The organism is Microbacterium aurantiacum (assembly GCF_002872075.1).
Lineage (GTDB): Bacteria > Actinomycetota > Actinomycetes > Actinomycetales > Microbacteriaceae > Microbacterium > Microbacterium aurantiacum_A.
Window position 1 is genome coordinate 62,132 of the sequence record NZ_PGGU01000025.1, and the last position, 25,138, is coordinate 87,269.

22 protein-coding genes are annotated in these 25,138 nt (G+C 69.2%); 10 read left to right on the top strand and 12 right to left on the bottom strand.

Annotation, left to right across the window (positions count from 1 at the left end; genetic code table 11):
• Nucleotides 1-122: 122 nt before the first annotated feature.
• Genes tsaE through CUR96_RS16020 form a run of 3 tightly spaced genes read right to left on the bottom strand, consistent with a single transcriptional unit; the run spans nt 123 to nt 2,064 of the window.
• Nucleotides 123-605, bottom strand: a complete 483-nt coding sequence (gene tsaE / locus CUR96_RS16010) for a tRNA (adenosine(37)-N6)-threonylcarbamoyltransferase complex ATPase subunit type 1 TsaE (RefSeq protein WP_102194329.1) — start codon at nt 603-605, stop codon at nt 123-125.
• Nucleotides 602-1,708 (bottom strand): alanine racemase, encoded by a 1,107-nt coding sequence (alr, locus tag CUR96_RS16015; protein WP_102194330.1) that lies wholly within the window; start codon nt 1,706-1,708, stop codon nt 602-604. The genes tsaE and alr overlap by 4 nt, the downstream gene beginning before the upstream one ends.
• The gene (locus CUR96_RS16020) at nt 1,705-2,064 is read right to left on the bottom strand and encodes a holo-ACP synthase (RefSeq protein ID WP_102194331.1); all 360 of its coding nucleotides are present in this window, start codon (nt 2,062-2,064) and stop codon (nt 1,705-1,707) included. The genes alr and CUR96_RS16020 overlap by 4 nt, the downstream gene beginning before the upstream one ends.
• Nucleotides 2,065-2,349: 285 nt before the next feature.
• Here CUR96_RS16020 and CUR96_RS16030 point away from each other — a divergent pair, with 285 nt between their 5' ends.
• Nucleotides 2,350-3,192: an endonuclease domain-containing protein gene (locus CUR96_RS16030; protein WP_102194333.1), complete on the top strand. Its 843-nt coding sequence runs from the start codon at nt 2,350-2,352 to the stop codon at nt 3,190-3,192.
• Between the two features lie 178 nt (nt 3,193-3,370).
• On the opposite strand, the gene glmS is transcribed toward CUR96_RS16030, so the two are convergent.
• The gene (gene glmS / locus CUR96_RS16035) at nt 3,371-5,218 is read right to left on the bottom strand and encodes a glutamine--fructose-6-phosphate transaminase (isomerizing) (protein WP_102194334.1); all 1,848 of its coding nucleotides are present in this window, start codon (nt 5,216-5,218) and stop codon (nt 3,371-3,373) included.
• Between the two features lie 80 nt (nt 5,219-5,298).
• On the bottom strand, nt 5,299-6,252 hold the full coding sequence (gene coaA, locus CUR96_RS16040; RefSeq protein WP_102194335.1) for a type I pantothenate kinase: 954 nt from the start codon (nt 6,250-6,252) through the stop codon (nt 5,299-5,301).
• Nucleotides 6,253-6,292: 40 nt separating this feature from the next.
• On the opposite strand from coaA, the gene CUR96_RS16045 reads away from it, so the two are divergent.
• Nucleotides 6,293-7,036 (top strand): low molecular weight phosphatase family protein, encoded by a 744-nt coding sequence (locus tag CUR96_RS16045; protein WP_245861377.1) that lies wholly within the window; start codon nt 6,293-6,295, stop codon nt 7,034-7,036.
• A 131-nt stretch (nt 7,037-7,167) separates the two neighbouring features.
• Complete coding sequence (locus tag CUR96_RS16050; RefSeq protein ID WP_102194336.1) at nt 7,168-8,022, top strand: helix-turn-helix domain-containing protein; 855 nt, start codon at nt 7,168-7,170, stop codon at nt 8,020-8,022.
• A gap of 34 nt (nt 8,023-8,056) precedes the next feature.
• On the opposite strand, the gene CUR96_RS16055 is transcribed toward CUR96_RS16050, so the two are convergent.
• Nucleotides 8,057-9,109, bottom strand: coding sequence for a hypothetical protein (locus CUR96_RS16055; RefSeq protein ID WP_102194337.1), 1,053 nt, complete (start codon nt 9,107-9,109; stop codon nt 8,057-8,059).
• Nucleotides 9,110-9,119: 10 nt separating this feature from the next.
• The gene (locus tag CUR96_RS16060; RefSeq protein WP_102194338.1) at nt 9,120-10,667 is read right to left on the bottom strand and encodes a polysaccharide biosynthesis tyrosine autokinase; all 1,548 of its coding nucleotides are present in this window, start codon (nt 10,665-10,667) and stop codon (nt 9,120-9,122) included.
• A 77-nt stretch (nt 10,668-10,744) separates the two neighbouring features.
• On the opposite strand from CUR96_RS16060, the gene lepB reads away from it, so the two are divergent.
• From lepB to CUR96_RS16075, 3 genes are all read left to right on the top strand, one after another.
• Complete coding sequence (gene lepB, locus CUR96_RS16065; protein WP_102194339.1) at nt 10,745-11,443, top strand: signal peptidase I; 699 nt, start codon at nt 10,745-10,747, stop codon at nt 11,441-11,443.
• A 349-nt stretch (nt 11,444-11,792) separates the two neighbouring features.
• Entirely contained in the window at nt 11,793-13,163 is a 1,371-nt protein-coding gene (locus tag CUR96_RS16070) for a sugar transferase (protein WP_245861382.1), read from the top strand.
• A 42-nt stretch (nt 13,164-13,205) separates the two neighbouring features.
• Nucleotides 13,206-15,062 (top strand): DUF4012 domain-containing protein, encoded by a 1,857-nt coding sequence (locus tag CUR96_RS16075; RefSeq protein ID WP_180969070.1) that lies wholly within the window; start codon nt 13,206-13,208, stop codon nt 15,060-15,062.
• Between the two features lie 4 nt (nt 15,063-15,066).
• On the opposite strand, the gene CUR96_RS16080 is transcribed toward CUR96_RS16075, so the two are convergent.
• Genes CUR96_RS16080 through CUR96_RS16095 form a run of 4 tightly spaced genes read right to left on the bottom strand, consistent with a single transcriptional unit; the run spans nt 15,067 to nt 18,422 of the window.
• Nucleotides 15,067-16,077, bottom strand: a complete 1,011-nt coding sequence (locus CUR96_RS16080) for a MauE/DoxX family redox-associated membrane protein (protein WP_102194341.1) — start codon at nt 16,075-16,077, stop codon at nt 15,067-15,069.
• The gene (locus CUR96_RS16085) at nt 16,077-16,346 is read right to left on the bottom strand and encodes a PqqD family peptide modification chaperone (RefSeq protein WP_102194342.1); all 270 of its coding nucleotides are present in this window, start codon (nt 16,344-16,346) and stop codon (nt 16,077-16,079) included. Before CUR96_RS16085 ends, CUR96_RS16080 begins: the two co-directional genes overlap by 1 nt.
• Nucleotides 16,343-17,206 (bottom strand): nucleotidyltransferase family protein, encoded by an 864-nt coding sequence (locus CUR96_RS16090; RefSeq protein WP_102194343.1) that lies wholly within the window; start codon nt 17,204-17,206, stop codon nt 16,343-16,345. The genes CUR96_RS16085 and CUR96_RS16090 overlap by 4 nt, the downstream gene beginning before the upstream one ends.
• A 4-nt stretch (nt 17,207-17,210) precedes the next feature.
• A complete protein-coding gene (locus tag CUR96_RS16095; RefSeq protein ID WP_180969071.1) occupies nt 17,211-18,422 on the bottom strand; it encodes a glycosyltransferase family 4 protein in 1,212 nt (403 codons plus the stop codon).
• Between the two features lie 99 nt (nt 18,423-18,521).
• Here CUR96_RS16095 and CUR96_RS16100 point away from each other — a divergent pair, with 99 nt between their 5' ends.
• From CUR96_RS16100 to CUR96_RS16110, 3 genes are read left to right on the top strand one after another with little or no spacing between them, the layout of a single operon-like run.
• A complete protein-coding gene (locus tag CUR96_RS16100) occupies nt 18,522-20,471 on the top strand; it encodes a glycosyltransferase (RefSeq protein ID WP_245861384.1) in 1,950 nt (649 codons plus the stop codon).
• A gap of 34 nt (nt 20,472-20,505) precedes the next feature.
• A complete protein-coding gene (locus CUR96_RS16105; protein ID WP_180969072.1) occupies nt 20,506-21,537 on the top strand; it encodes a glycosyltransferase in 1,032 nt (343 codons plus the stop codon).
• Nucleotides 21,534-22,631 carry a glycosyltransferase gene (locus tag CUR96_RS16110; protein WP_102194346.1) on the top strand — a complete coding sequence of 366 codons (1,098 nt, stop codon included), beginning with the start codon at nt 21,534-21,536 and terminating at the stop codon, nt 22,629-22,631. The genes CUR96_RS16105 and CUR96_RS16110 overlap by 4 nt, the downstream gene beginning before the upstream one ends.
• A 26-nt stretch (nt 22,632-22,657) precedes the next feature.
• Here the strand turns inward: CUR96_RS16110 and CUR96_RS18815 are convergent, their stop codons facing one another.
• Nucleotides 22,658-23,167, bottom strand: a complete 510-nt coding sequence (locus tag CUR96_RS18815; protein WP_245861387.1) for a hypothetical protein — start codon at nt 23,165-23,167, stop codon at nt 22,658-22,660.
• 154 nt (nt 23,168-23,321) lie between these two features.
• On the opposite strand from CUR96_RS18815, the gene CUR96_RS16120 reads away from it, so the two are divergent.
• Entirely contained in the window at nt 23,322-25,133 is a 1,812-nt protein-coding gene (locus CUR96_RS16120) for an ABC transporter ATP-binding protein (protein ID WP_180969073.1), read from the top strand.
• Nucleotides 25,134-25,138 lie beyond the last annotated feature (5 nt).

Below are 25,138 nucleotides of genomic sequence, written 5' to 3' on the forward strand. Positions count from 1 at the left end.
AGGGTAGTCGGCGTTCATAACTCCGGAGATCTGCGACATGTGAACGTCATCATGGTCCGGAACGGACGATTCCGGGCCGTTCTTCCGGAGTTGTGAACGGGTCGCGGCCGAGACCCGGCGCCTCAGCGCTCGACGCGCGTGATCGTGATGACCCGCGGGGCATCGGCGTCGAGGTCCTCGTCGGCGAGAGCGTCGCCGCCGCCGACCGGTCGCTCGAGTTCGATGTCCCACCAGGCGTCGGCGAGTTCCTCCGCCATGCCGCGCCCCCATTCGATCACGACGACGGACCGCTCGACGTCGAGGTCGAGATCGTCGAGCTCGGATGCCGAACCCAGCCGGTACGCGTCGACGTGCACGAGCGGTGCCCGGCCGACCAGTGACGGATGCGTGCGCGCGATCACGAAGGTCGGGCTCTGCACCGGCCCCCTCACGCCGAGGCCTTCGGCGAGACCCCGGGTGAACGTCGTCTTGCCGGCCCCGAGCGGACCTGTGAGGATCAGCAGGTCACCGGCCTGCAGCTGCTCGCCGATGCGGAACCCGAGCTGCTCCATCGCCTCCGCGGTGGTGACCGTCCTTCGACCGAGGAAAGCCGGATCGATGCTCATGACGTCCGCCGCGGCACTCGTGGACCGATGCGGGTGACGATCTCGTAGTTGATGGTGCCCGCGGCATCCGCCCATTCGGCGGCAGACGGCACACCGAGCGTCGGGTCTCCGAACAGCACCACTTCGTCTCCGACGGAGATGGCGGTGTCGCCGACGTCGACGACGAACTGGTCCATCGCGATGCGGCCCACGTTCGGGAAGCGGCGACCGGCGATCGACACGTGCGCCTTCCCCGACGCCTGACGAGGGATGCCGTCGGCATAGCCGAGCGGGATCAGCGCGAGCGTCGTATCGCGGGCCGTGCGGTGCGCGTAGCCATAGGAGACGCCGGTTCCGGCCGGCACCCGGCGCACGGCGGCGACGGCACCGCGCAGCGTCATCGCCGGACGGAGTCCCAGCTCGGCCGAGGTGCGGTCCTCGAACGGCGAGAGGCCGTAGAGACCGATGCCGACCCGGACGGCGTCGAGCCGCATCTCCGGCCGATCGATGGCGGCGGTGGTCGCGGCGATATGCCGGATCTCCGGGCGGATGCCGAAGGACGCAGCCGCAACCGCCCCCTGCTCGAACTTCGCCAGTGCCCTCTGATCGTCGTCGAGCGAGGTGTTGGAGAGGTGGCTGAAAAGTCCTGCGATACGCAGCCGGCCGATCCGCTCCAGTCGCGCCGCCTCGGCGAGCACGCGCCCCCAGTCGGCGGGAGCGATCCCGTTGCGGGACAGTCCGGTCTCGAGTTTGAGGTGCACGGCGACCGGCCGGTCGACGTGCGCGGCGGCCGCAGCCGCCTCCAGCTGGTCGAACGACGAGATGCCCACCTCGATGCCTTCGGCCGCGGCCTGCTCGAACCGCTCCCCGGGGGCGTGCAACCACGCGAGGATGGGCGCGTGCACTCCCTGCCGGCGCAGCTCCAGCGCTTCGGCGATCTCGGCGACGCCGATCCTGGTGGCACCCCCCGCGAGTGCAGCGACGGCCGCAACCGCAGCCCCATGCCCGTAGGCGTTCGCCTTGACGACCGCGATGACCTCGACACCGGTGAGCCGGCGGAAGTGGCGGGTGTTGTCGGCGATCGCATCGAGATCGATCGTCGCCTCCCGGAACGGCACGGTCACAGGGGCTCTCCTTCTGCCACGACGAACGCGGTCGCGAGGCCGGCGTCGTGCGACATGGTGAGGTGAAGGGTGAGGATGCCGCGCGCGACCACGACCTCCGCCGTCGTGCCGCTGAGCACGAAGTGCGGTTTGCCGGATGCTTCGGATGCGATCTCGATCTCGGACCAGTGCACACCGTCGGAACCGCCGAGCGCTTTGATGAGGGCTTCCTTGGCGGCGTACCTGGCCGCGAGCGAAGACACCCGCAAGCTGCGCTCACTCGGTGCAAACAGTCGTTGCAGGAGTTTCGGCGTCCGCTCGAGAGTCCGCTCGAAACGCGGGATGTCGACGAGGTCGATGCCGGTCCCGATGATCACCCGTTCAGCCTACCCGCGCCATCTTCCGGAACGGACTCGTCGTCAGCCGCCCGTTCCGGCATTCGCGCCGTCTGGCCTCCCTGCATCCGCCCCCGGTACATCCGTCTGCTCAGATCCCACCCGTCTGCCGAGATCGCCGACATCAGCAGACGCCTGTGATCTGAGCAGACAAGTGCGCCGAGCCACCCGCGCCGACTCTTCCTGCACATATTCAGAATCAGTGGAACTCTCCACAAACGCCACGGAAGGCCCCAAACGACCGGGCGCACGGTGCACTCTCGGAGGATGTTCAGCCCCGCAGACCTCCTCGGCCGCCTCGGCGGCATCGCACGCGGCACACAGCTGCAGAAGTTCGGATGCTCCCGCAAGGCGATTGCCACGGCGGCACGCACCGGAAGCATCATTCGCATCCGTCAGGGCACGTTCGCATTGCCTACCGCCGACGCCGAAGTCGTCGCTGCCGCGACGCACGGTGGTGCGCTCACGTGCACTTCCGCACTGCGCGCACATGGCGTGTGGATGCTGCCACCAGGCGAGAACGATAGGGGCGTGGCCCACGTCTGGATGGGAGGCGCCGGCCGCCAGCATCCGCACGAAGGCTGCGCGTGCGCCGTTCACTACAGTCCCGGGCGTGCTGGACTGGGCATCGCCCCGGTCGCCGCAGCCCTCATCCATGCTTACCGCTGCCTCACCGCGGAGACGTTCTTCGCGGCGTATGAGTCCGCGTGGAACAAGCGTCTGATCGGAGCATACGATCGCGCTCGCATCCGACGTGAACTACCCCAGTCCGCCGGTTGGCTGCTGGATCTGGCCCGGCACGACTCCGCGAGCGGCCTGGAGTCGCTGCTGCGCCTGCGCCTGCATCTGCTCGGCATCCGTCTCGACTGCCAGGTCGAGATCGAAGGCGTCGGCCGGGTGGATTTCGTCGTCGGCGGCCGGGTCATCCTCGAGGCCGACGGGAAGGAGAACCACGACAATCCGACGAAGCGTCATCGCGACCTGATGAGGGATGCCGCGGCATCCGCCCGCGGATTCGAGACACTGCGCTTCGACTACGCGATGATCGTCCACGACTGGCCGACGGTGGTGGCGGCGATCCTGCCAGCCCTCGCCCGCGCGCGGGCCTGATCCTCACGCTCTACCCGGCATACGCGGTACGGCAAGCCCACCCGGCCCACGCCACGCGGCGCACCTACCTGGGTACACCCGTCTGCCGAAAGTACAAGTGTCAGCCGAAACAGCCGGTCCTGACAGACAGGTGTACTGTCGGCCGACAGGTGTACCGCAGGACGGGACCGATGCCGGCCTACTCGACCGTGACGGACTTCGCGAGGTTGCGCGGCTGGTCGACGTCGAGACCCTTGGCCGTGGCCAGCGCCATGGCGAAGACCTGGAGCGGCACGACCGCGAGCAGCGGCTCGAACATGGCCCCGGCGAGCGGGATGTGGATGACCTCGTCGGCGAACGGCAGCACGGCGGCGTCGCCCTCTTCGGCGATCACGATCACGCGGGCACCGCGGGCGCGGATCTCCTGGATGTTCGAGACGACCTTCGAGTGGATCAGCGCCGAATGACGGGGCGAGGGCACCAGCACGAACACGGGCTGACCCGGTTCGATGAGCGCGATCGGTCCGTGCTTGAGCTCGCCGGCGGCGAAGCCCTCGGCGTGGATGTACGAGATCTCCTTGAGCTTGAGCGCGCCCTCGAGCGCGATCGGGAAGCCCACGTGGCGGCCGAGGAACAGCACCGAACGCGTGTCGGCCATCCACTGGGCGAGCTGCTCGACGTGGTCCTGCTCCTGCTCCAGCACGCGCGCGATCTTGTCCGGGAGTGCGAGGAGCTCGGCGACGTCCGCCGATGCGTCCGCGACGGTGCCGCGGACGCGACCCATGTGCAGGCCGAGCAGCAGCAGCGCGGTGATCTGTGCGGAGAAGGCCTTGGTGGATGCAACGGCGACCTCGGGGCCGGCGTGGGTGTAGACGACGGCATCCGATTCACGAGGAATCGTCGCGCCCTGGGTGTTGCACACCGAGAGGGTGCGGGCGCCGCGCTCTCGCGCGTACTTCACGGCCATCAGCGTGTCCATGGTCTCGCCGGACTGGCTGATCGAGACGACGAGGGTGTCGGCGCCGATCACCGGGTCGCGGTAGCGGAACTCGTGGGCGAGCTCGACGTCGACCGCGACACGTGCCCACTGCTCGATCGCGTACTTGCCGACCAGGGCGGCGTAGGAGGCTGTCCCGCAGGCGGTGATGATCACGCGGTTGATGCCGATGAAGAGCTCGTCGAGTCCGTCGAGCTCCGGGATGATGACCTGGTCGCCCTGGATGCGTCCGCGGATCGTGTTCGCCACGGCCTCCGGCTGCTCGGCGACCTCTTTCGCCATGAACGAGGACCATCCGCCTTTCTCGGCGGCGCCCGCATCCCACGACACGTCGAACGGCTCCGCCTCGACCGGATTGCCGTCGAAGTCCGTGACGCTGACCTGCGAGGGGGTGATCGACACGATCTGGTCCTGACCGATCGCGAGGGCCTTGCGGGTGTGCTCGACGAATGCGGCGACGTCGGAGCCGAGGAAGTTCTCCCCCTCGCCGAGGCCGATCACCAGCGGGGAGTTGCGGCGGGCCCCGACAACCAGCCCCGGCTTGTCCTGGTGCATCGCGAGCAGCGTGAACGCGCCTTCGAGGCGGTTCACGACGTTGCGGAACGAGAGCTCGAGGTCTCCGCCGTTCGACGCGTATTCACGTCCGAGGAGGGCCGCGGCGACCTCGGTGTCGGTCTCGCTGCGGAAGACGACGCCATCGGCGAGCAGCTCGCCGCGGAGCGCCGAGAAGTTCTCGATGATGCCGTTGTGGATGACGGCGAGCTTGTCGTCGTCGGCGAGGTGCGGGTGCGCGTTGACGTCGGTGGGGCCGCCATGGGTCGCCCAGCGGGTGTGGCCGATGCCCGTCGTGCCGTCACCGAGGGGCGCTTCGGTGAGCGAGTCGCGGAGCATGCTCAGCTTGCCGGCCTTCTTGCGCATGCCGAGCGAGCCGTCGCCGTCGATGATGGCGACACCCGCGGAGTCATATCCGCGGTACTCCAGGCGGGCGAGGCCGGCGAGAAGGATGTCCTGGCTGGGGCGCGGGCCCACGTATCCGACGATTCCACACATGGGTTCAAGAGTAAACGCGACTTTTTGCGAGGGTTCTGAACGAACTTGGATGCCGAGACGGCGGCCCGTATTCCGCAGGATCAGAGCTTGCGGAGAAGCACGCTCTCGACGTCGTGATCGGCGCCCTTGTTCAGCACGAGCCGGGCCCGGTGCTTCGTCGGGAGCACGTTCTCGACGAGGTTCGGCATGTTGATCTCGTTCCAGTATCCGAGCGCCGTCGTGATCGCCTCGTCGTCGGTGAGGTGCGCGAAGACGTTGAAGTACGAGGACGGGTTGCTGAACGCGCCCTGCCTCAGAGCCAGGAAGCGGTCGACGTACCACTTCTCGATGTGCGACGTGTCGGCATCGACGTAGATCGAGAAGTCGAAGAGGTCGCTCACCGCCACATCGTTCGGCGCCGGCGGCGGCGAGAGCACGTTGAGCCCTTCGACGATGACGACATCGGGGCGGCGCACGACCACGTGCGCATCCGGAACGATGTCGTAGCGCATGTGCGAGTAGAAGGGCGCGCGCACCTCCGGGGCACCGCTCTTGACCTCGGTGAGGAACTGGATCAGCGCACGGCGGTCGTACGACTCGGGGAAGCCTTTTCGCTCCATGAGTCCGCGCCGCTCCAGCTCCGCGTTCGGATAGAGGAACCCGTCTGTGGTGACGAGTTCGACGCGAGGAGTGCCCGGCCAGCGGCTCATCAGCTCACGCAGCAGACGGGCGATCGTGGATTTGCCCACCGCCACGGATCCGGCGACGGCCACGACGAACGGAGTCGTGGCGTCCTCCTCCTGCAGGAACGCACTGGTCGCGGCTCCGAGCCGCTTCGTGGAGGTGGCGTAGAGGCTGAGCAGCCGGCTGAGCGGCAGATACACCTCGCGCACCTCGTCGAGCGAGAGCCGGTCGCCGATGCCGCGGATCTCGATCACCTCGGTCTCGGACAACGGCTGATCGATGTCCGCCGCGAGCCGTGCCCACTCCGCTCGCCCGATCTCCCGGTACGGGGACAGCGGCAGAGTCGGGTCGACGGTGGTCACGGAATACATCGTATCGGCGGGTTCGGCCGAGAAGTCCTAGGCTGAGCCTATGCACGCTTCTGATCGCGAGGCGGCGCGGCTGGGGATGACGCGTCGTGAGCGAAGAAGATCGCTGGCAAGTGCGGCACCCGATGCCGAGCCGGCGACTCGATCCCCGCTCTCGTCGTTGTTCGACCCCGCCCCCGAGGACGAGCATGACAGCGACGGCACGCCGTCGCTCCTGACCGTCTGCACCGGCAACATCTGCCGGTCTCCGCTCGCCGAGGTCATGCTCCGTGCCTCGCTGGCCGAGCTCGACATCACTGTCGCGAGCGCCGGCACCCACGCGCTGGTCGGCCACGAGATGACGGCGCAGGCCGGTGAGCTGGCTGTTGCCGGGGGCGCCCTCGCGAATGATGCGTTGCGGCACCGAGGGCGGCTCCTCAACGAGCGGATGCTGATCGAGGCGGATCTCGTGCTCACGATGACCCGCGAGCATCGCAGCTTCGCCGTGCAGCTCACGCCGAGCCGTCTGCACCGGGTGTTCCCCGTGCGCGAATTCGCACGGCTGGCCGAGACGGTGTCCGACGATGACGTGCGGCGTGCCGCGGATGCCGGGAGCACTCCCCGGGCCCGGCTCGGCGCGGCGGTCACCGCCATCTCGCATCGACGCGGGCTGTCGGGTGGCGCATCCTCGATGGACGACGTGATCGATCCGTACCGCCGCGATTCCGAGATATACCAGCAGGCCGCGAGAGAGCTGTTTCCCGCTCTCACCCAGGTCGAACGCGTCGTCCGGCTCGCGCTCGCCTGACGCCGCCTGCCGTTCGCGCCTCCAGGGGCGAGGAAGGCGTGAGCCGCGTCCCCGTGGTTGTACTCTGGCGATGACAATCGACCGCTCCGCCTCCCCCGCGGATCGTCCCGCCCCTGAGAACCTCCCCCGAAATGGCATCCCTGAACGCCTCTCACCTCCTTCAGACGCACCTGGGCCAGGATGCCCATCGCAGCGGGCTGGTCTCCAGTCGTGTGTTCCGGTCGGTGTGCGTGAGCCGGATGCGCCCGCTTCCGGGTGAGTGGACGTGGGCGCCCCCTGAAGGCTCCGCCGCATTCGCCGCTTTGGTCATCGCCGCCGAGGGGCACACCGTATCGGCGGGAGACGGCGCGCCGACGAGGGCGCTCTTCCTGCCGCCGGTGGGCTCGGCCACGATCGTGTGGAGCGAACCGGCTGATCTGATCGCCGTCTGGCTGCCGCCGGATGCCGTCTCTGAATTCGCGAACACCCTGGCGCCGGTGCCGTCGGCGCTCCCGAACTCGCCCTTCCTCACTGCCATCAGCGCCTTCGCGACGTCGCTCTCCGGCGCCGCCAAGGACTCATCGGGTGTCGCCCGCTACGCGATCGAGCGATTGCTCGTCGAGATGGCCTTCGGCGCCCTTCTGGAACGACACTCCTCCGACCACCTCACGGTGGCCGCGGCACCGCTCATCGAGCGCGCGCGGTCAGTGATGATGGCGCGGCGCGAGGATGCAGGATTCACCGCTGCGCAACTCAGCCAGGACCTGCACGTATCCGCGCGGCAGCTGCAGCGCGCCTTCGCGCGGGAGATGACCACTCCGGTGATCGCGCTGCGTCGCATGCGCGTCGAGTTGGCGGAGTCGCTGCTGCGCAACCCGCACTACGACACCCTCAGCATCGACGAGATCGCGCGGCACTCCGGTTTCACGAGCGCGCTGCAGCTGCGGCGTGCGCTCGGGGCGGAGCATCTTCCTCCGCCCAGCGCGCTGCGGGCGGGGCACGGCTGACGCAGGCGAACCTCCGTATGCTGGAGCGCCGGCGTCAGGGGCGACGAATGAGCCCGGCCTCGACGAGCTCCTGGATCGCCGTGACGACCATCTCCTCGGGATCACCGCTCGGCGGAGTCCCGTGGTGCTCGATCACCGCGTTCACGATCGACCCGAGGTCGTCGGACTCTCTCGCCGCGCGGAGCACTGTGGGCGCTATCCCGGTCAGCACGCGAAGCGTGCGATCGGAGAGCACGACGAGGGTGTCTCCGTAGTCGACGGCATCCGCCCACGACGACTGACCCTCGGCATCCTTCACAGCGACCCGGGTTCGTTCCCACGGCTCCGGGGCGGGTTCTGCCGCCAGCAGAGACTGGATCACCGCCGGCACGTCCGCAGCCTCGGAGTAGCGCAGACGGCGGACGCCGCCGGCGCGCTCGCAGAGTTCGGCGAGGGCGGCGACGGTGCCGTCGAGCTCGGCCAGGTAACTCGTCTGCTCGACCAGCAGGGGGACCGCGTCGATGAAATGGAGGTGCTCGATCTCGGGCTCGACGACCGAGGGGTCGCGGTCGAGGAGGACGATCGCGGCAAGCGTCAGCTCCGTGTCCGGCAGGTCTCGCATTCCGGCATCCGCCGGGGCCACCTGATCCTTCGGCGCTCCCTTGCGCACCACCGACAGGGGTTTGCGGTACGGCAGCACCCGCAGGTCGCGATCGAAGGCGATCGTCTCGTCCGAGACGTAGCCGTGCACACTCGCCAGCACGCGGCTGAGGGTCGTCTTGCCCCGGCCGGAGGGGCCGACGAAGGCGATGACCCTGCCGTCGTCGAGCGCGACGCCAGCTGCATGCAGCATCATCAGGTTGCCTCGGCCATGAGCGAGGGCCTCGAGCGTCACATCGGTGGACAGCCGCTCGAGGAATCGCTCGATGTCCGGGATCTGGTCGACCTCGATGCGGAGGTCGCTGTCCAAGGCTTCAGGTGCCGGCACGATGGCAGCGCCGGACCATGCACGGCGAGCGCGCTCGATGACCTCGTCGGCAACATCGGCGCCGAACTCGATGCGCACGACGGCACCCATGGCGGCGAGCGCGACGACCGCCTTCTTCACGAGCGCAGCCTCACGCGATCGCGGCGCCCCGGCGCCGCGGGCCGCCTTCGGCCTCCACGACCTCGGAGTCGTCCGGATCGGAGTCGGCGCGGTAGTAGTCGCCGTGGTACTGGTATCCGTAGTACGCGGCTCCGGTGCCACGTCGGGGCACCCTGTTCAGGACGATTCCGAGCGCTCGCGCGTTGGCGCGCTCGAGGTTGCCGAGTGCTTTTCCGAGCACCTCGAAGGTGGTCTTTCCGACGGTCGCCACCACGATGGCGCCGTCCGCGTGCTGCGTGAGCACGGCGGCGTCGGTCACGGGGATGAGCGGCGGGGCGTCGATGATCACGATGGCCTCACGGGTGAGCGAGAGCAGCAGTTCGTGCATCTTCGCCGAGCCGAGCACCTCACTCGGGTTCGGGGGCAGCTTCCCCGCCGCGACGACGATCAGGTTGTCACGACCGGGGATGCGCTGGGCGACCTGCGCGATCTCCGCGCGCCCTGAGAGCACCTCGGAGAGACCGACGGAGTCGACGAGGCCGAAGATCTTGCCGATCATCGGGCGACGGAGGTCGCCGTCGATGAGGATGACGCGTTCCCCGCTGGAGGCGAGGGTGATCGCGAGGTTGGACGCGGTGGTCGACTTGCCGTCACCGGGCAACGGGCTGGTGACGACGATGACACGCGGAGGGTTGTCGACGTCCATGAACTGGATGTTCGTGCGCAGCTCTCGCATCGACTCGGCGATGGCGAACAGGTGCGAGGCACTGCTGTTCACCGATGTGCCGCCGTCCTGAGGAATGAGCCGGTTCTCTGCGGTGAACGACTTCTCCTCCGGGAGCGTGCCGACCACGGCGACGCCCAGTTCCTTCTCGACGCCGTCGACCGAGCGGATGCGGCGATCGAGCGTGTATCGCAGCATCGCGTATCCGAACGCGACGGCAAGTCCGATCAGGCCTCCGATCGCGAGGGCGAGCCGCGTGTTGGGCGATGAGGGCGAGGTCGGCAGGCGGGCGGAGTCGATCGCGGCGAGGTAGACGAGTCCCGGCTTCTCCTCGTCGGCCGTCTCGAGCACGTTCACCTCGGCGGCCATGCCGCGCACCCAGGATTCGGCGATGTCGCGGGCTTCCTCGGGCGACGACGCGGTCGCCGTCACCTTGAGCGAGTACGTGTCGAGCGGGTTGGTCACGGTGACCTGCGATGCCAGCCGTTCGGGCGTCGTCTCCAACCCCAGGTCCTCGATGACCCGATCGGCGACAGAACGGGACGAGCCGAGGTTCATGTAGGTCTTCACGCTGGATGCCGCGAGCTGATTGCCCACGAGTTTCGCGCCGACATCATCGGATGCTGCGGTGGCCTGCACGATCGCCGTCGCGTCGGCGGTGTACACCCGCGGCTGGAGAAGGGTCCAGCCGAAGGCGACCGCGACGGCCGCAACCACGAGCACGAGCATTCCCAGCCAATGCGCGCGAAAAACGCGCAAATAGTGGCGCAGATCCATTGAGCCGTCCTCTGTTCCGGTCGATCGATGCCCCCCAGAGGCATTTGACAAAGGTACTACAGCGGCCCGCTTCCCCATGTACCGCCGACATGCCCGCCTGTGGTCGCTGGCGGTAGTGTGGCTGACACCGCCGTCCTCTCAGATCTGGAGCCCCCGTGAGCGCTGATGAGCCGATCTCACTGCGCCGCCGGATCACCGGCAGCGTGTGGTTCCACCTGCTGCTGGCGTTCGTCGTGGCGGGCCTCGTGCTCTCGTTCGTGGCGAAGCCGTACCTCGTTCCCTCCGGTTCGATGGAGGAGACCCTGCGGCCGGGTGATCGTGTGCTGGTGAACCGCCTCGCCTACCTCGGCGCGGATCCTGCGCCGGGCGATGTGGTCGTCTTCGATGCCGATGAGAGCTGGGGTTCCACGTCGGCGGCAGACGACGGACCTCTCAAAGCGGTTCTTCGCTGGGTGGGCGAAGTCACCGGCTTCGGACCGTCCGGGCCGCACACTCTCATCAAGCGCATCGTCGCAGGTCCTGGGCAGACCGTGCGCTGCTGCACCGACGACGGTTCTCTCATCGTCGACGGCGAACCGATCGACGAGCCCTACGTCTTCGAGGACTTCCCCTTCGACGGCACCCTGAACTGCTCATCGACGCCGGCATCGAGCCGTTGCTTCGACGAGGTGACGGTGCCACCGGACTCGTACCTCGTGCTCGGTGACCACCGTTCCCGATCGAGCGATTCCGCCATCGCCTGCCGTGGCGCTGACGTACCCTCCTCCGAGTGCTGGCGCTGGGCGGAACGTGGCCAGATCGTCGGTCGAGCCGCCGCCATCGTGTGGCCGATCGGTCGCTGGACGGGTCTCTGACGATTTCTCCGCCCTGCAGGGTATCGGAAACCGATTCTCGCGGTTAGACTGCGGCTCTGGGCCTTCGTCAGCTTGACGGAGGAAAGAGCATCGTTTGCTGGGGCAGCGATGTCTTCACTCTCCGCTGGGGCGGGGAGGAGCTGTTTGGGGCGCACACATTCTCTGGGGAGGGATTGTGGCTGTACTTGGGGATCTCGCTCTGTCACCGCGACAGGGGAGGAGAAACGAACGAGCCGCCGCGGCCGTACGGTCGGCTGCGACGCAGACCGCGGCGCGACTGGCGATCGACGCGGACAGGCCGGCGCGATGGCAGCGCTCGTATGCGCGACGCCTCCTGATCACGGACACCGTGATCATCATCGGGGCGGTGTTCGGCGCTCAACTTCTGCGCTTCGGCCAGAGCAACGCCGATCTGTACATCCCGGGCGTCACCGGAGCGGGCTTCGACATCGCCTACACCTCCGTCTCGGCGATCTTCGTCATCACCTGGGTGCTCGGGCTGCGGCTCTACGGCACTCGCGATGCCCAGGTCGTCGGGAGCGGCTGGCAGGAGTTCCGTCGTGTCGCCGACGCCAGCATCCGCGTCTTCGGCGTCCTCGCGATCCTCTCCTTCCTCCTGCACATCGACGTGGCGCGCGGCTACCTGCTGCTCGCGCTGCCTGCCGGGCTCGCGGTGCTCGTGGGCAGCCGCTGGGCGTGGCGGCGGTGGCTGGACGCTCAGCGCTCCGAGGGCCGTTGCCTGTCCCGAGTCGTCCTCGTCGGCGAGCACGCGAAGTCGATGCACATCGCGCGCGAGATGCAGCGCGACGGCGGGGCCGGAATGGTCATCACCGGCGCCCTGACCGAGCGGGGAACGGGCTCCCTGCTCCCTGGCATCCCGGTCGTCGGCAGCCTCGACGACGCGATCGGCGGCATCGATCTGGACGGGGCGGACGCCGTGGTCTACAGCGGCTCCGATCTGATCACGCCCGCGCAGCTGCGCCAGTTCGGCTGGGATCTGCAATCGCGGAACGTGGGTCTCATCGTCGCCGCCGCGCTGACCGACGTCGCCGGCCCGCGCATCCACGCCCGACCGGTCGCCGGCCTGTCTCTGATCCACGTCGACTATCCGGCGTTCACGGGCTCCCGGTATGCGACCAAGCGCGCCTTCGACGTCATCGTCGCGGCGCTCGCGCTCGTCGTGCTGAGTCCGGTCTTTCTCGCGTTGACCGTGATGGTGCGCCAGGATGGGGGGCCGGTGCTGTTCCGGCAGCGCCGGGTCGGGCTCGAGGGCCGCCAGTTCACGATGCTGAAGTTCCGCACGATGGTGGTCGACGCCGAGGCGCGTCTGCCCGAGCTGCGCGGCCTCTCAGAGGGCAACGGCATCCTCTTCAAGTTGCGGGACGATCCGCGCGTGACCCGGCTCGGCAGGATCCTGCGCCGATACAGTCTGGACGAACTGCCGCAACTGGTGAACGTGCTGCGCGGCGACATGTCTCTGGTGGGTCCGCGACCGCCGCTGATGAGTGAGGTCGACACGTACGAGAAGTGGGTGCAGCGCCGACTGCTCGTCAAGCCGGGCATCACGGGGCTGTGGCAGGTCAGCGGACGATCGGATCTCTCCTGGGAAGACAGCATCCGCCTCGACCTCTACTACGTCGAGAACTGGTCGCTGACGAGCGACCTGGTGATCATCTGGCGCACAGTGCGTGCGGTGCTGCGGAGACACGGCGCGTACTGACCTCACATGAACCACTCGGCGGGTACTCCTACGATTGAGGGCATGACCACCAGAGCCGAGCGCGCCAGCCGCGCCGACCGACCGCGCCGACCTCTGCTTCGCAGCTTCCGTCTTTGGGTCCCGGTCGGTATCCTGCTCGTGCTCATCGCCGCGGGGATCGCGGCCTGGATGGTCGGCGAGCGCATCTACGATCGGGCGATGGCCGCCAAGGGCTCCCTCGAGCAGGCCATGCCACTGGCGACGACAGCCAAGGACCAGATCCTGGCCGGGGACTCCGAGGGCGCCAAGGCCACCACCGCCCAGCTCGCCGGGCTGACGGCCGATGCGCGCGCCCAGACCGGAGGCCAGCTGTGGAAGAACCTCGAGTGGCTGCCCGTGGTCGGCCCGAACCTGTACGCCGTGCGTACCGCTGCCGCCGTCACCGATGACCTGGTGACCAACGCGCTGACCCCTGCCTCATCTCTGAGCATCGACGCCCTGAAGCCCGTGAACGGCGCCATCGACCTCGCGGCGGTGACCGGCATGCAGACCACGGTGGCGCAGGCGTCGGATGCCGTCACCAAGGCAGCCTCGGACCTCGATTCGATCAACCGGGACGGGCTGATCGATCAGGTCGACGACGCGCTCGCGAAGCTGACCGGAGCCGTCGACGAGATGGAGCCGATGCTCGGACCCGCCAAGGACATCATCGGCATCCTGCCGACCGCGCTCGGCGCCGAAGGCCCGCGGAACTACCTGATGATCTTCCAGAACAACGCCGAGGCCCGCGGCACCGGCGGCAATCCGGCCGCCCTCGTGATGGTGACGGCCGACCAGGGACGCATCAGCATCACCCAGCAGGCATCGAGCACGGACTTCAAGAACAACCGCCCCGAGCCGATCATCCCGCTCAATCCCGAGACCGAAGCTCTGTACGGCGACAAGATGGGTCGCTGGATCTCGGATGCCACGCTCAGTCCCGACTTCAGCGAGACGGTCGCCGTCGTCCGCGCGTACTGGGCCGAGCAGTTCGGCACTCCGGTCGACGCCGTGCTGTCGTTCGACCCCGTCGGTCTGAGTTACCTGCTCCAGGCGACCGGGCCCACGGTCATCCCCGCGGCAACTGCAGAAGTCAACGGTGAGACGATCGACGTCATCCAGGAGCCGATCACCCTCACCGCGGAGAACGCCGTGCCCCTGCTCCTCAACGAGGCGTACTGGATGTTCCCCGAGGGCTACCTGCAGGACGCGTTCTTCGCCGCGGCGGCCAAATCGGTCTTCGACGCGGTCACCTCCGGCAGCGCGCCGCCGAAGGCGCTGCTCGACAGCCTCACTCTCGCCGTGGACGAGGACCGCCTGCTCTACTCACCGGCGAACGAGGCCGAGGCGAAACTCATCGGCGAGACGAAGATGTCGGGTCGCCTCCCGAGCACGAACGACGACACCACGCTGCTCGGCGTCTACGTGAACGACTTCACGCAGAGCAAGCTCGACTACTACATGCAGCTCGACATCGCCGCCGTCTCGACGCAGTGCACGACGCCGGACAGCCCCGTCTTCACGACGACGGCGACCCTGACGAACACGGTGACACCGGAGCAGGCACCGGATCTCCCTCGCCACATCGCGCCCGGTCGCTACTTCCCGAAGGGCCATGTCGCCACCGACCTCGTCTTCTACGGGCCCGTCGGATCCACATTCACCGGGATCACGGTCGACGGTCAGCCGGCCGGTGTCGGAGGGGTTCAGCACCTCGGCCGCGGGGCCGTCAAAGTCCCCGTGCTCAACGAGCCCGGTCAGACCCACACCGTCGTCGCCACGTTCGCCGGCGCCCCCGGCGAATACGGGCCGCTCGACATCCGCCACACGCCGATGGTGCGACCGGTCGGCGAGACGCTGACGAGCGAAGGCTGCGGCTGATCTCTCACGCGTTCCGGGCGGGACGCTCCCCGTGCAGGCTCTCGTAGATGTCGTCCACCATGGTGTCGATCGCGTCGAAACCGGATACCGGCCCGCCGGCGAGGTAGCCGTCGGCGCCGATGAGCACGGCGGCCGGTGTCGCCCAATCGGCGATCGACCCCTGCACGTACATGTGCGGGTCGTGCAGCGACTGGGGCTCGGCCGTCTCGGTGAGCGTGCTGTTCTCGGGCGCGGGCCAGAGCAGGAAGCGCACGCTCACTTGCGGGAGCAGCGCGCGCCAGCGCGGAACGGCCGCGATCACCGGCGTGCACGAGCTGCACCCCTCCTTCACCGCGAGCAGGAGCATCGGGCCGCGTGCCGCGAGTTGGCGGAGGTTGACGGTGCGGCCGTCGGCGAACTGCACCGGGACGGCGGGAGTGCGGGTTCGGATGTACTCCCCCGGCTCGGCCTCGATGACGTGCGCCGAGCCCCCGACCACGGGTACCCCGGCTTCGGGTGCCGCGACCGAGGCCGGGTGCCAGAGGATCAAGGCAACGGTGACGGCGGATGCCGCGAGCGCCAGCACCCATCCCCTGTCGCCGGCCAGCGCGGCGGCCGGGCCGCCGAGCAACGGCGTCGTCCAGCTCACTGCGGCCGAGAGAATCGCCAGCAGCAGGAACCATCCGTTGCGCACGATCGTCAGCCAGGTGATCGGCTGGCGCGCGCCGAAGCAGTTGCATGAGGCGTCGGCCGACTCCATCCGGCGCCGCCAGACGAGGACCAGGTAGGCGCCGAACAGCAGGACGGCGACTGTGGCGGCCAGAAGGCCGAGAACGCCGCCGAAGACGAGCAGCGCCAGCGCGAGCAGGATCTCTCCCCACGGGTGCGATCTGACCAGCCACCGCTGTCGCAGAACGGCCGGGACGCCGAGCTCCTCCCATGCCGATGCATCCTCGGGGCGGAACAGCTTCGCGACTCCGCTCGCGATCAGCACGCCGGCCAGGATCAGGGGGGCCGCTGCGAGCAGTGACGTCATCAGGTTTCCTCTTCTTCCCGCAGGAGGCCGGCGTCCACCAGCGTCCGTGCGAACAGGGCGGCCTCCGCCGCCGCGTCGTCCTCGTCGCACAGGCCGTCGTCGACCAGCTGCTCTGCGAGCGTCCGGAGGTCCGAGCCGAGCGCCGCTCGCCACACCGCTGCGGCCATTCCGGCGAGCACCATGATGGGGCCTTCGGGGAGCACAGCCGCGAACACCCGCACTCCGTCGTCGACGACACCGACGTCGACGCCCTGCACGAAGCGGGTCACCGCTTCCGCTCCCCTCGGCCGAAAGATTCGCGGAGCGCCGTGCCGATCCGTCGCCGGAAGGCGACGATGACGTCGCGCGTCCGGGGCTCATGGCCGAGCTCGTGGGCGAGCACCGCCCGATTGACGCGTGGTGCTCGTGCGACCGTCCCCAGCGCCGCACTCACGGTCGGCGCCGCCTTGATCCGCCCCCACCATTCGGCCGTCCTGCTGCCGCCCTGCGACACGGTCTTCCAGAGCAGGTACTCGCGTCGACGCCGGTAGCGCTCGAGATCGCCGAGGGCGGCGGCGAAGGCCACCTCTGCGCGCAGCCGCCGCACCAGCCGGGAGCGGCGTACGCGCTCGTCGTCGGCCTGCCGCGCCCACAGTTCCCTGGCCTCGGCGCCGAGCATGTCGAGGTCGCGCGCGGCGTTGAGAACGAAGAGCACGGCCTGCGCATCCACCGACGACACCGAGCACTCCACCCCCGCAGCGAAATGGCATCCGCGCCCTTGCCACAGCACCTCGAAGGCGTCCTGATCGGCGATGCCGACACCGGGAAACCTGCGATGCAGGTCGAGGTAGCCCCACTCCCGGTGATGGTAGGTCTGCGCGTGCCCGAAAGGCGACCCGTCGAGGAAGGAGCTGTACACCCTCCACCCGTTCTCGGTCATCCGGGCGTGCAGCTCAGGCACACGGCGCGGATCCACCAGCACGTCGACATCCGTGCCGCTGCGCTTCCCCGGGCGCAGCGCGCCGTCGAGGGTCCCGCCCTTGATGTGCAGCAGGCGGATGCGGGCCCGGCGCGCGATCACCTCGACGGCCGCTCGGCTGAACTCCAGCCGCACGTCGAGAGAGATCGGAGTCGTGTCCAGCGAGTCCACGGCGTCAGCCTATTCCCGCACGTCCCTGCACGGGGCGGCGACGCGCGTGCTGCTCACGGCGATGCAGCACCTCACGGAACACCTCGGCGTGCGCGGCGGCGACAGCGGCGTCTTCGAGCAGCCCGGGTGTCCGCCCGGCTGCCTCGGCGAGCCGCTGCCTTTCCTGATCATCCCCGCCGAGCTCTCGCAGCGCGCGCGTCAGCTCCCGGACATCGCGAGGGGCGACGCGGCGCCCGTTCACGCGGTCTGTGACCCATTCCGCGGGGCCGCCCTCATCGGCGACGACGGCGGCGACGCCGGCGGCGAGATACTGGAGCACGTTCTGCCCCATCGGCTCCGCGCGAGTGGAGTACTGCACGGCGATGTCCCAGCGCCCCAGCAGCGCGTGGGTGTCGTCGACGTGGCCGAGCAGATGCACACGGTCCGCCAGGCCGAGCGCCGCCGCGCGCCCGCGCAGCCGTTCGGCGAATGCCTCGTGCTCGAAGGGTGCTCCTCCGGCGAGCTCCAGTTCTTCATTTCCACCGCCGAACGCGTCCGCGAATGCCTCCAGCAGCTCGGCCTGACCCTTCCACGGATCGATCCGCGCCAGCATCCCGATCCGCAGCGGACCGGATCGCGGCGTTCGCCCGCCGGAGAGCATCAGCCCGGATGCGCTCGGGATGACGACGGGCACGGCATCCGCGCGCAGGAACGGCAGCGCCCCGGCGAGGGTCGCCTTCGAGTTGCCGATGACGGCGTCGGCCCGGGGCAGCACGAGACGCGTCATCAACCGGTACCCGAACGTCCCCAGGCTCTCCTGGTCGATCATGTCGCGCAGGTGCACCACCAGCGGCGTGCGCGAGAGCCCCAGCGCGATCGCGGCATAGGCGGCAGCGCGGGTGCTGTTCGCCGCCACGACGTCGGCGGTGCGGACCAGCGGATGCGTACGGGTGAGCACGGCCTGCGCGAGCAGGCGGAGCGCGAGGCCGGCCAGACGCACGGGCGAGGCGTCGCTGCCCCCGGCCTCCTGGCGCACGCCGCAGGTGCGGCGGACGACTGTCGGCGCCAGCGAAGCGAACACGTCGACCTCATCGATCGCCGGTACGAGCACCGCGGGAGTCCAGGCGGGATCGGCCGACAGCAGACGCACGAGAGCGAGCTCCGCACCGCCGCGCACGGTGGTGTGATCCAGGTGCACGACGCGGGGACGATCCGCGTCGTATCCGATGCCGTCCACAGCTCCCCTTCCCCCAGAAAACTGCATGCCGTCCGTGCGCTCCCCTGCGCACCGGTGGACGGTTATGGTTGCTCACAGAGCATATCTTGGGGAGGCCTCGTGCGAGTGCTGAGGATTTCGCACAGCGCCGCGATCGCCGCATGGCGGGGGCGCGAGCAGGCACTCCGCGCGCGTGGCGACGACGTCTCCCTGATCACCGCGCGTCGCTGGCACGCAGGAGGCACCTGGGTGGACCTGGACGCCGCGCCCGACGAGATGACCTCCTCGGCGCGCACGTTCGGCACGCATCCGGCACTGTTCCTGTACGACCCCCGTCCGCTCTGGCGTGCACTCGGCGAGGAGTGGGACGTCATCGACATCCACGAGGAGCCGTTCGCGCTCAGCACGGCTGAGGTGCTGGTGCTGCGGATGCTGCGCCGCAACCGCGCCCCGATCGTGCTGTACACCGCCCAGAACCTGCACAAGACGTATCCGGTGCCGTTCCGCTGGCTGGAGCGCTGGGCGCTGCGCTCGGCTGCGGGTATATCGGCCTGCAACGCCGAGGCAGCCCGGATCGTCGAGGCGAAGGGCTTCGCCGGCAGGGCGCGCGTGATCCCGCTCGGCGTCGAGGTGAGCAGCGCGATCGCCGAGCGCGGGACCGCCCCGGCGGACGGCGGTCCGGTGGTCGTCGGGATGCTGGGGCGCCTCGTGCCGGAGAAGGGTTTCGCCACTCTTCTCGATGCGCTCGCCCTGCAGCCGCGGCTGCGTGCGCGGATCGGCGGATCAGGGCCGCTCGAAGCGGATCTCCCTGCCTGGGCGTCGGCGCGCGGCGTCGCCGACCGCGTCGAGCTGGTCGGTGCCCTGGATCCGGATGCCGTCGACGGCTTCTATCGCTCGATAGACGTGCTCGCCGTGCCGTCCCGTGCCACCCCGCGCTGGACCGAGCAGTTCGGGCGCGTCGCCGTCGAGGCGATGGCACTGCGCGTCCCGGTCGTCTCCAGCGACGCCGGCGCCCTCCCGGACGTCGTCGGCGGAGCAGGGATCGTGGTGCCGTCCGGAGAGGCCGCGCAGCTGGGCGAAGCTCTGATCGACGCTGCGGGCGCTCGCCGCGACGAACTGGTCGCGGCCGGCCGCGTTCGCGCCGCCGAATGCAGCTGGGACAGCGTCGCCGCCGCCTACCAGGACCTGTACCGGGCAGCGACTCGCACCTCGACCGCTCGGCATCGCCCCGTCGAGGTCGTCGTGGTGGCCTACGGCGCTCCCGACCTGCTGCGCCGAGCACTCGCTCCTGTCGCCGATCTCCCGGTCACCGTCGTCGACAACTCCTCGCTCCCCGAGATCGCAGAACTGTGCGCCGAACTCGGCGTGCGCTACCGGGACTCCGGGGCGAATCTCGGTTTCGGCGCAGCGGTGAACCTCGCCCTGACCGACCGGCAGCGCCCAGACGCCGACGTGCTCCTGCTGAACCCGGACGCCGAGGTGAGCCCGGCCGCGATCGAGACGCTGCAGCGGGCGCTGCACGCAGCGCCCGACCTGGCCAGCGTGGGGCCGGTCCAGGTCGATGGCGATGGGCGCGCAGCGCGCGTCGAGTGGCCGTTCCCGACCCCTTCACGATCGCTGCAGGATGCCGTCGGTCTCGGCCGGTTCGTCGGCGGGCCGGGATTCGTGATCGGCTCGGTGCTGCTGCTGCGTGCCGAGGCGCTCGCGCAGGTCGGCGGATTCGACGAGCGCTTCTTCCTGTACGCCGAAGAGACGGACTGGGCGTACCGGGCGCACCTGCTCGGCTGGCGGCACCGCGCGGTACCGGCGGCCACGGCCGTGCATCGCGCCGGCGGCACGAGCTCGGATCCGCGACGTCGCGAGGCCTTCTTCTTCGCATCGCAGGAACGCTACTTCCGCAAGCACTTCGGTGCGCCCGGCTGGACCGTGGCGCGCCTCTCCGGCTGGGCCGGCGCGGGTATGCGGGCCGCCCTGTCACGGGGCGAGCGGCGCACTCAGGCGCGTCGCCGGGCGGCGATCTACCGGCTCGGGCCGGTGCGCATCGAAGCGCGGTTCCGGCAGGCGCGATGATGCGCAGCATCCGCACCTGCTCCGAGGCACGACGGTGACCCCGCTCCGCATCGTGCACGCCGTGGCCTCCGATCGCTTCGCGGGCGTGGAGCAGTTCGTGCTGCGCCTCGCGTCGGAGCAGGCCGGACAGGGGCACGAGGTCACGGTCGTCGGCGGAGCGCCTGCCCGGATGGCCGTCGCCCTGCAGGCGGCCGGCGCCCGCATGGTCACCGCAGCCCGCACCGGAGACGTGCTCCGCGCCGTGCGACGGACTCGGGCTGACGTGGTGAATTCGCATATGACAGCCGCCGACGGAGCCTGTGCCATCGCTCTGCTCGGCCGCGACACGGCGCTGGTTTCCACCCGCCATTTCGCCAGCCGACGCGGACGCTTCGGCCCCCTGCCGCTGGACGCGATCATCCGACGACGGGTGGATGCCGAGATCTCGATCAGCCGCGCGGTGGCCGGCTCCATCGGCGCGCCGAGCACCGTCGTGCACTCCGGCATCCCGCCCGCAGAGGTGGTGTCCCGCGGCGACCGGAAGCGCATCCTGATGGTGCAGCGGCTGCAGCCCGAGAAGCACACCGGCATCGGCGTGCAGGCGTTCGCGGCATCGGGTCTGGCCGCCGAAGGCTGGCGGCTCGACGTGGTCGGCGAGGGCCCCGAGCGCGATCAGCTCACCACGCTCATCGAGGACCTCGGGGTCGTCGAAGCGGTGCGGCTGCTCGGCTTCCGTGACGATGTGCCGCACCTGCTCGCAGAGGCATCTCTCCTGCTCGCGCCCTGCCCGGCTGAGGGTCTGGGGCTCGCCGTCCTGGAAGCGATGGCACATGCCGTCGCACCGATCGCGGCCGGCGCCGCCGGGCACCTCGACCTTCTGGAGGGCCTCGACGACCGGGCGATGTTCCAGCCGGACGATGTGGCCGATGCTGCCGCCGCGCTACGCGTTTTCGCCGGCGATCCCGGTCGCCGGGGAATGCTGGCCCGCGCGGCCCGGGACCGCGCGCTGACCGAGTTCTCTCTCACCCAGCAGGCCGCCGGCACCGAGGCCGTCTACCGCGCCACGATCGCGAGGAGGAGCGGATGACCGACCTCGTCGTGCTCTCGCTGGAGGGCTGGGATTCCGTCTGGCGGCGCAACCAGTACCTCGTCGCGGGGCTCCTCGATGCCGATCCCGAACTGCGGGTGCTGTTCGTGGAACCCGTCGACGACCCGCTGCACGATGTCCGCAGTCATCGTCGTCCCGGGTTCGGCCAGCCGGTGCGCCGGGTGGCGGACCGGCTGTGGACGATGCGGCCCGTCAAATGGCTCCCCCGCAAGTGGGATGACCGCGGTGACGAGCGACGAGCGGAGGCGATCCGCCGGGCCGCCACCACCCTCGGTTTCACCGCGCCGATCCTCTGGGTGAACGACCCCACGGCAGCGGGGATGCTGACGAAGACGGGATGGCGCACGCTGTACGACATCACCGACGACTGGCTCAGCGCTTCGCGCCCGGCGGCCGAGCTCACGCGCATCGCCGACGGCGAACGGCTCCTGCTCGAGCAGGCGGACGCCGTCGTCGCCTGTTCTCCGGAGCTCGTCCGTCGCAAGAGCAGTGACCGCACCGGCATCCACCTGATCCCGAACGCCGTCGACCTCGACGCCTATCGCCGCCCTACGGAGCGACCCGCCGATCTTCCGGCCGCTCCCGTGGCGCTGTACCTCGGAACCCTGCACCCCGACCGCATCGACGTGGACCTCTGCATCCGCGTGGCTCAGGAGCTCGCCGACCGCGTGCACCTCGTGCTGGCCGGTCCTGATCTGCTCACGCCGCACGATCATGCTCGCCTCGACGCAGCGGGCGCGCAGCGCCTCGGCCCGCTCGATCGCTCACAGGTCGCGGCGCACCTGCAGCACGCGGATGTGCTGCTCGTGCCGCATCTGGTCACGGCCTTCACCGACAGCCTCGACCCGATCAAGCTCTACGAGTACCAGGCGGCAGGGCGTCCTGTCGTCTCGACCGCCGTGGCGGGTTTCCGTGACGCGTCCGGCGCCCGCATCCGGATCGCGGACGCGGAAGGGTTCGCGGACGCCGTGATCGGCGCGCTCGATGAACCGCTGCCTGGAGACGCAGCGGATGGGACCGACTGGCGCGTGCGCGTCGATCAGATGCGTCGGGTGATCGAGGCGATCGGGTGATCGCCTTGATCAGCTGCCTCGGCTGGTCAGGGCTTGCAGCAGTCCGGCGGAGTCGAAGGCACCGTGACCGTGACCTGGATCTGCTCGTGCTCCGTGTCGGATCCATCGGACTCGTGACCCCAGGTGACGAGGAAGCCCAGCTCGAAGTCGAGATTCGCGCTGTTCTGACTCGTCGCGTTGAAGTTCACGTTGAGCGATCCGCCGGCCGGGATGAACCAGGGCAGTGCCGGGATCGGGTTGAGCCCGAAGTTGATGCCGCTGGTGTTCACGTTGATCGAGATCGCGGTGATCCAGACGTCCTGGTTCTGGTCGGGATTGCTGACGGTCGCCGGAACGCTGTAGCCCTTGACGATCGGGTTGCAGCTGTTGCCCGGCGCCTTGCACGCCGCACCGGTATCGATGATCGGCGTCTCGCCCGACGCCGCGAACGCGGGCACCGGAGCTGCGATGGCGATAGCCGGAACCGCCCAGGCCATAGCCTTGGTCACGGTGCGACGGCTGATGCCTTCGGACGTTTTTGCTGCATTGTCAACCATGGTTGAACTCCCCAGTTTTGGTCGCTCAATTGACGTTCTGGGACCCTTCCCCAGGCGCCATGTCCCCAGACACGGAGCGACTTCACCCTGATGATAGCGTAAGAGCGCTCCGCGGGGAACACCCACCTGGCGGACACCGGCCAGGAGGATGAAGATGACCGATCCCGTGCGTCGCCCCCGGCTCCTGCCGCAGCTGCGCCGGCTCCTCCTGCTCACCGACACGCATCCGCGCCGCTGGATCGGCTCGACCGTGGCCGCATCCGTCACCCTCGCCCTGCTCGACATGGCGGGCATCGCCGCGATGATCCCGCTGATGCAGCTGATCACCTCCGGAAGCCCCGACGGTGATTTCCTGCAGTGGGTCGTCAGCGTCGTCGGCACCGCGGAACTCTCGACGCTCATCCCGCTGCTCGCCGGATTCGTCGCGGTGGCCTTCATCGTGAAGAGCGCAGGATCCATGGCCTTCCGCTGGTGGCTCCTCGGCCGCACCTCGCGTATCGCGGCGCTCGCGTCGTCCGAGATGATGAACCGGTATGTGCTGTCTCCGTATTCCGCACATCGCGCGCGCTCCCTGAGCGTGGTCTATCGCAACATCAACGACTGCACGAGCCAGGCCGCCAGCGTCCTGGTGGCCGTCGTGAACGTGTGCACCGACTTCCTCATGCTGCTCGCGATCATGGCGGTGCTCGCCATCAGCGCACCTCTCGTGACCGCCTTCGCCGTCGTCTTGTTCGGCGGACTCGTCTTCGGTGTTCAGCGCATCCTCCGCGCTCGCCAGCTCCGCATCGGCGAGGATCTCGCAGCGACGAGCCTCGAGGCGTGGCAGGCCCTGATGCCGGGCCTCGACGGCTTCCGCGAGACGAGACTCACCTCCAGCGCATCGACGTTCGTGCGCACTTTCCGCTCGGCCCGCCTGCGGGGAGCGCACCTCGGCCGTGAGATGGGGTTCATCTCGGATGTGCCGCGCTATCTGCTCGAGATCGCCTTCATCGTGGCCATCGTCGGGATCGCCCTGATCCTGTTCGCCATCGGCGACGGCGCACAGGTCGTTCCCGTGCTCGGACTTTTCGCCGCCGCGTCCATGCGCGCCCTGCCGACGATGAACCGGGTGAGTGCGAGCCTCGCGACGACGCGCGGCGGCCAGGCCGGACTGCGGATCATGATCGAGACCCTCGACGAGCTGAAGGCCGAGGGCAGCCACGACGAGACACCCAGGAGCGGCGCCGCGTACGTCGGCGACATCACGCTCGACGACGTGACGTTCGCATATCCCGATGCGGAGCAGCCGGTGCTCACGAACCTGAGCCTCACGATCGCCGAGAACCGGACGACGGCGTTCACGGGCGGCAGCGGAGCCGGCAAGACGACGGTGGTGGATCTCGTGCTCGGCCTGCTGCCTCCGACGTCCGGCGCGATCCGCTGCGGAGGACGATCGATCGACGATGACCTCGCGTCGTGGTATTCGGGTATCGGGGTCGTACCGCAGGATGTCTTCCTCCTCAACGCGACGATCACCCGCAACATCGCATTCGGCGAGGATGCGGCCGCCATCGACGTCGACCGACTGCACGAGGCGGCGCGGCAGGCCCAGCTCACCGAGTTGCTCGACGAACTTCCCGACGGCTTCGAGACGATGGTGGGAGACCGCGGCGTGCGGCTGTCGGGCGGGCAGCGCCAGCGCGTGGGGCTCGCCCGTGCGCTGTACCGCCGACCGCGTGTTCTCGTGCTCGACGAGGCGACGAGTGCGCTGGACAACGCGACCGAGCATGAGATCGCCCAGACGCTGCAGCAGCTGCGGGGCCGGATGACGATCGTGATCGTCGCGCACCGGCTCTCCACCATCCGGACCGTCGATCACCTGGTGCATCTGCGCGAGGGACGCATCGCCGCCGAGGGGACCTTCGACGAGGTACGCGCACAGGATGCCGAGTTCGCGCGTCTCGTCGAACTCGGATCGCTGGAATGACCGCG

Excerpts from the sequence above, each read along its gene's own strand:
- tsaE (WP_102194329.1), bottom strand. The coding sequence starts at position 605 with ATGAGCATCGATCCGGCTTTCCTCGGTCGAAGGACGGTCACCACCGCG.
- CUR96_RS16030 (WP_102194333.1), top strand. The coding sequence starts at position 2,350 with ATGTTCAGCCCCGCAGACCTCCTCGGCCGCCTCGGCGGCATCGCACGC.
- glmS (WP_102194334.1), bottom strand. The coding sequence starts at position 5,218 with ATGTGTGGAATCGTCGGATACGTGGGCCCGCGCCCCAGCCAGGACATC.
- coaA (WP_102194335.1), bottom strand. The coding sequence starts at position 6,252 with ATGTATTCCGTGACCACCGTCGACCCGACTCTGCCGCTGTCCCCGTAC.
- CUR96_RS16045 (WP_245861377.1), top strand. The coding sequence starts at position 6,293 with ATGCACGCTTCTGATCGCGAGGCGGCGCGGCTGGGGATGACGCGTCGT.
- CUR96_RS16050 (WP_102194336.1), top strand. The coding sequence starts at position 7,168 with ATGGCATCCCTGAACGCCTCTCACCTCCTTCAGACGCACCTGGGCCAG.
- CUR96_RS16060 (WP_102194338.1), bottom strand. The coding sequence starts at position 10,667 with ATGGGGAAGCGGGCCGCTGTAGTACCTTTGTCAAATGCCTCTGGGGGG.
- CUR96_RS16075 (WP_180969070.1), top strand. The coding sequence starts at position 13,206 with ATGACCACCAGAGCCGAGCGCGCCAGCCGCGCCGACCGACCGCGCCGA.
- CUR96_RS16080 (WP_102194341.1), bottom strand. The coding sequence starts at position 16,077 with ATGACGTCACTGCTCGCAGCGGCCCCCCTGATCCTGGCCGGCGTGCTG.
- CUR96_RS16110 (WP_102194346.1), top strand. The coding sequence starts at position 21,534 with ATGACCGACCTCGTCGTGCTCTCGCTGGAGGGCTGGGATTCCGTCTGG.
- CUR96_RS18815 (WP_245861387.1), bottom strand. The coding sequence starts at position 23,167 with ATGGTTGACAATGCAGCAAAAACGTCCGAAGGCATCAGCCGTCGCACC.
- CUR96_RS16120 (WP_180969073.1), top strand. The coding sequence starts at position 23,322 with ATGACCGATCCCGTGCGTCGCCCCCGGCTCCTGCCGCAGCTGCGCCGG.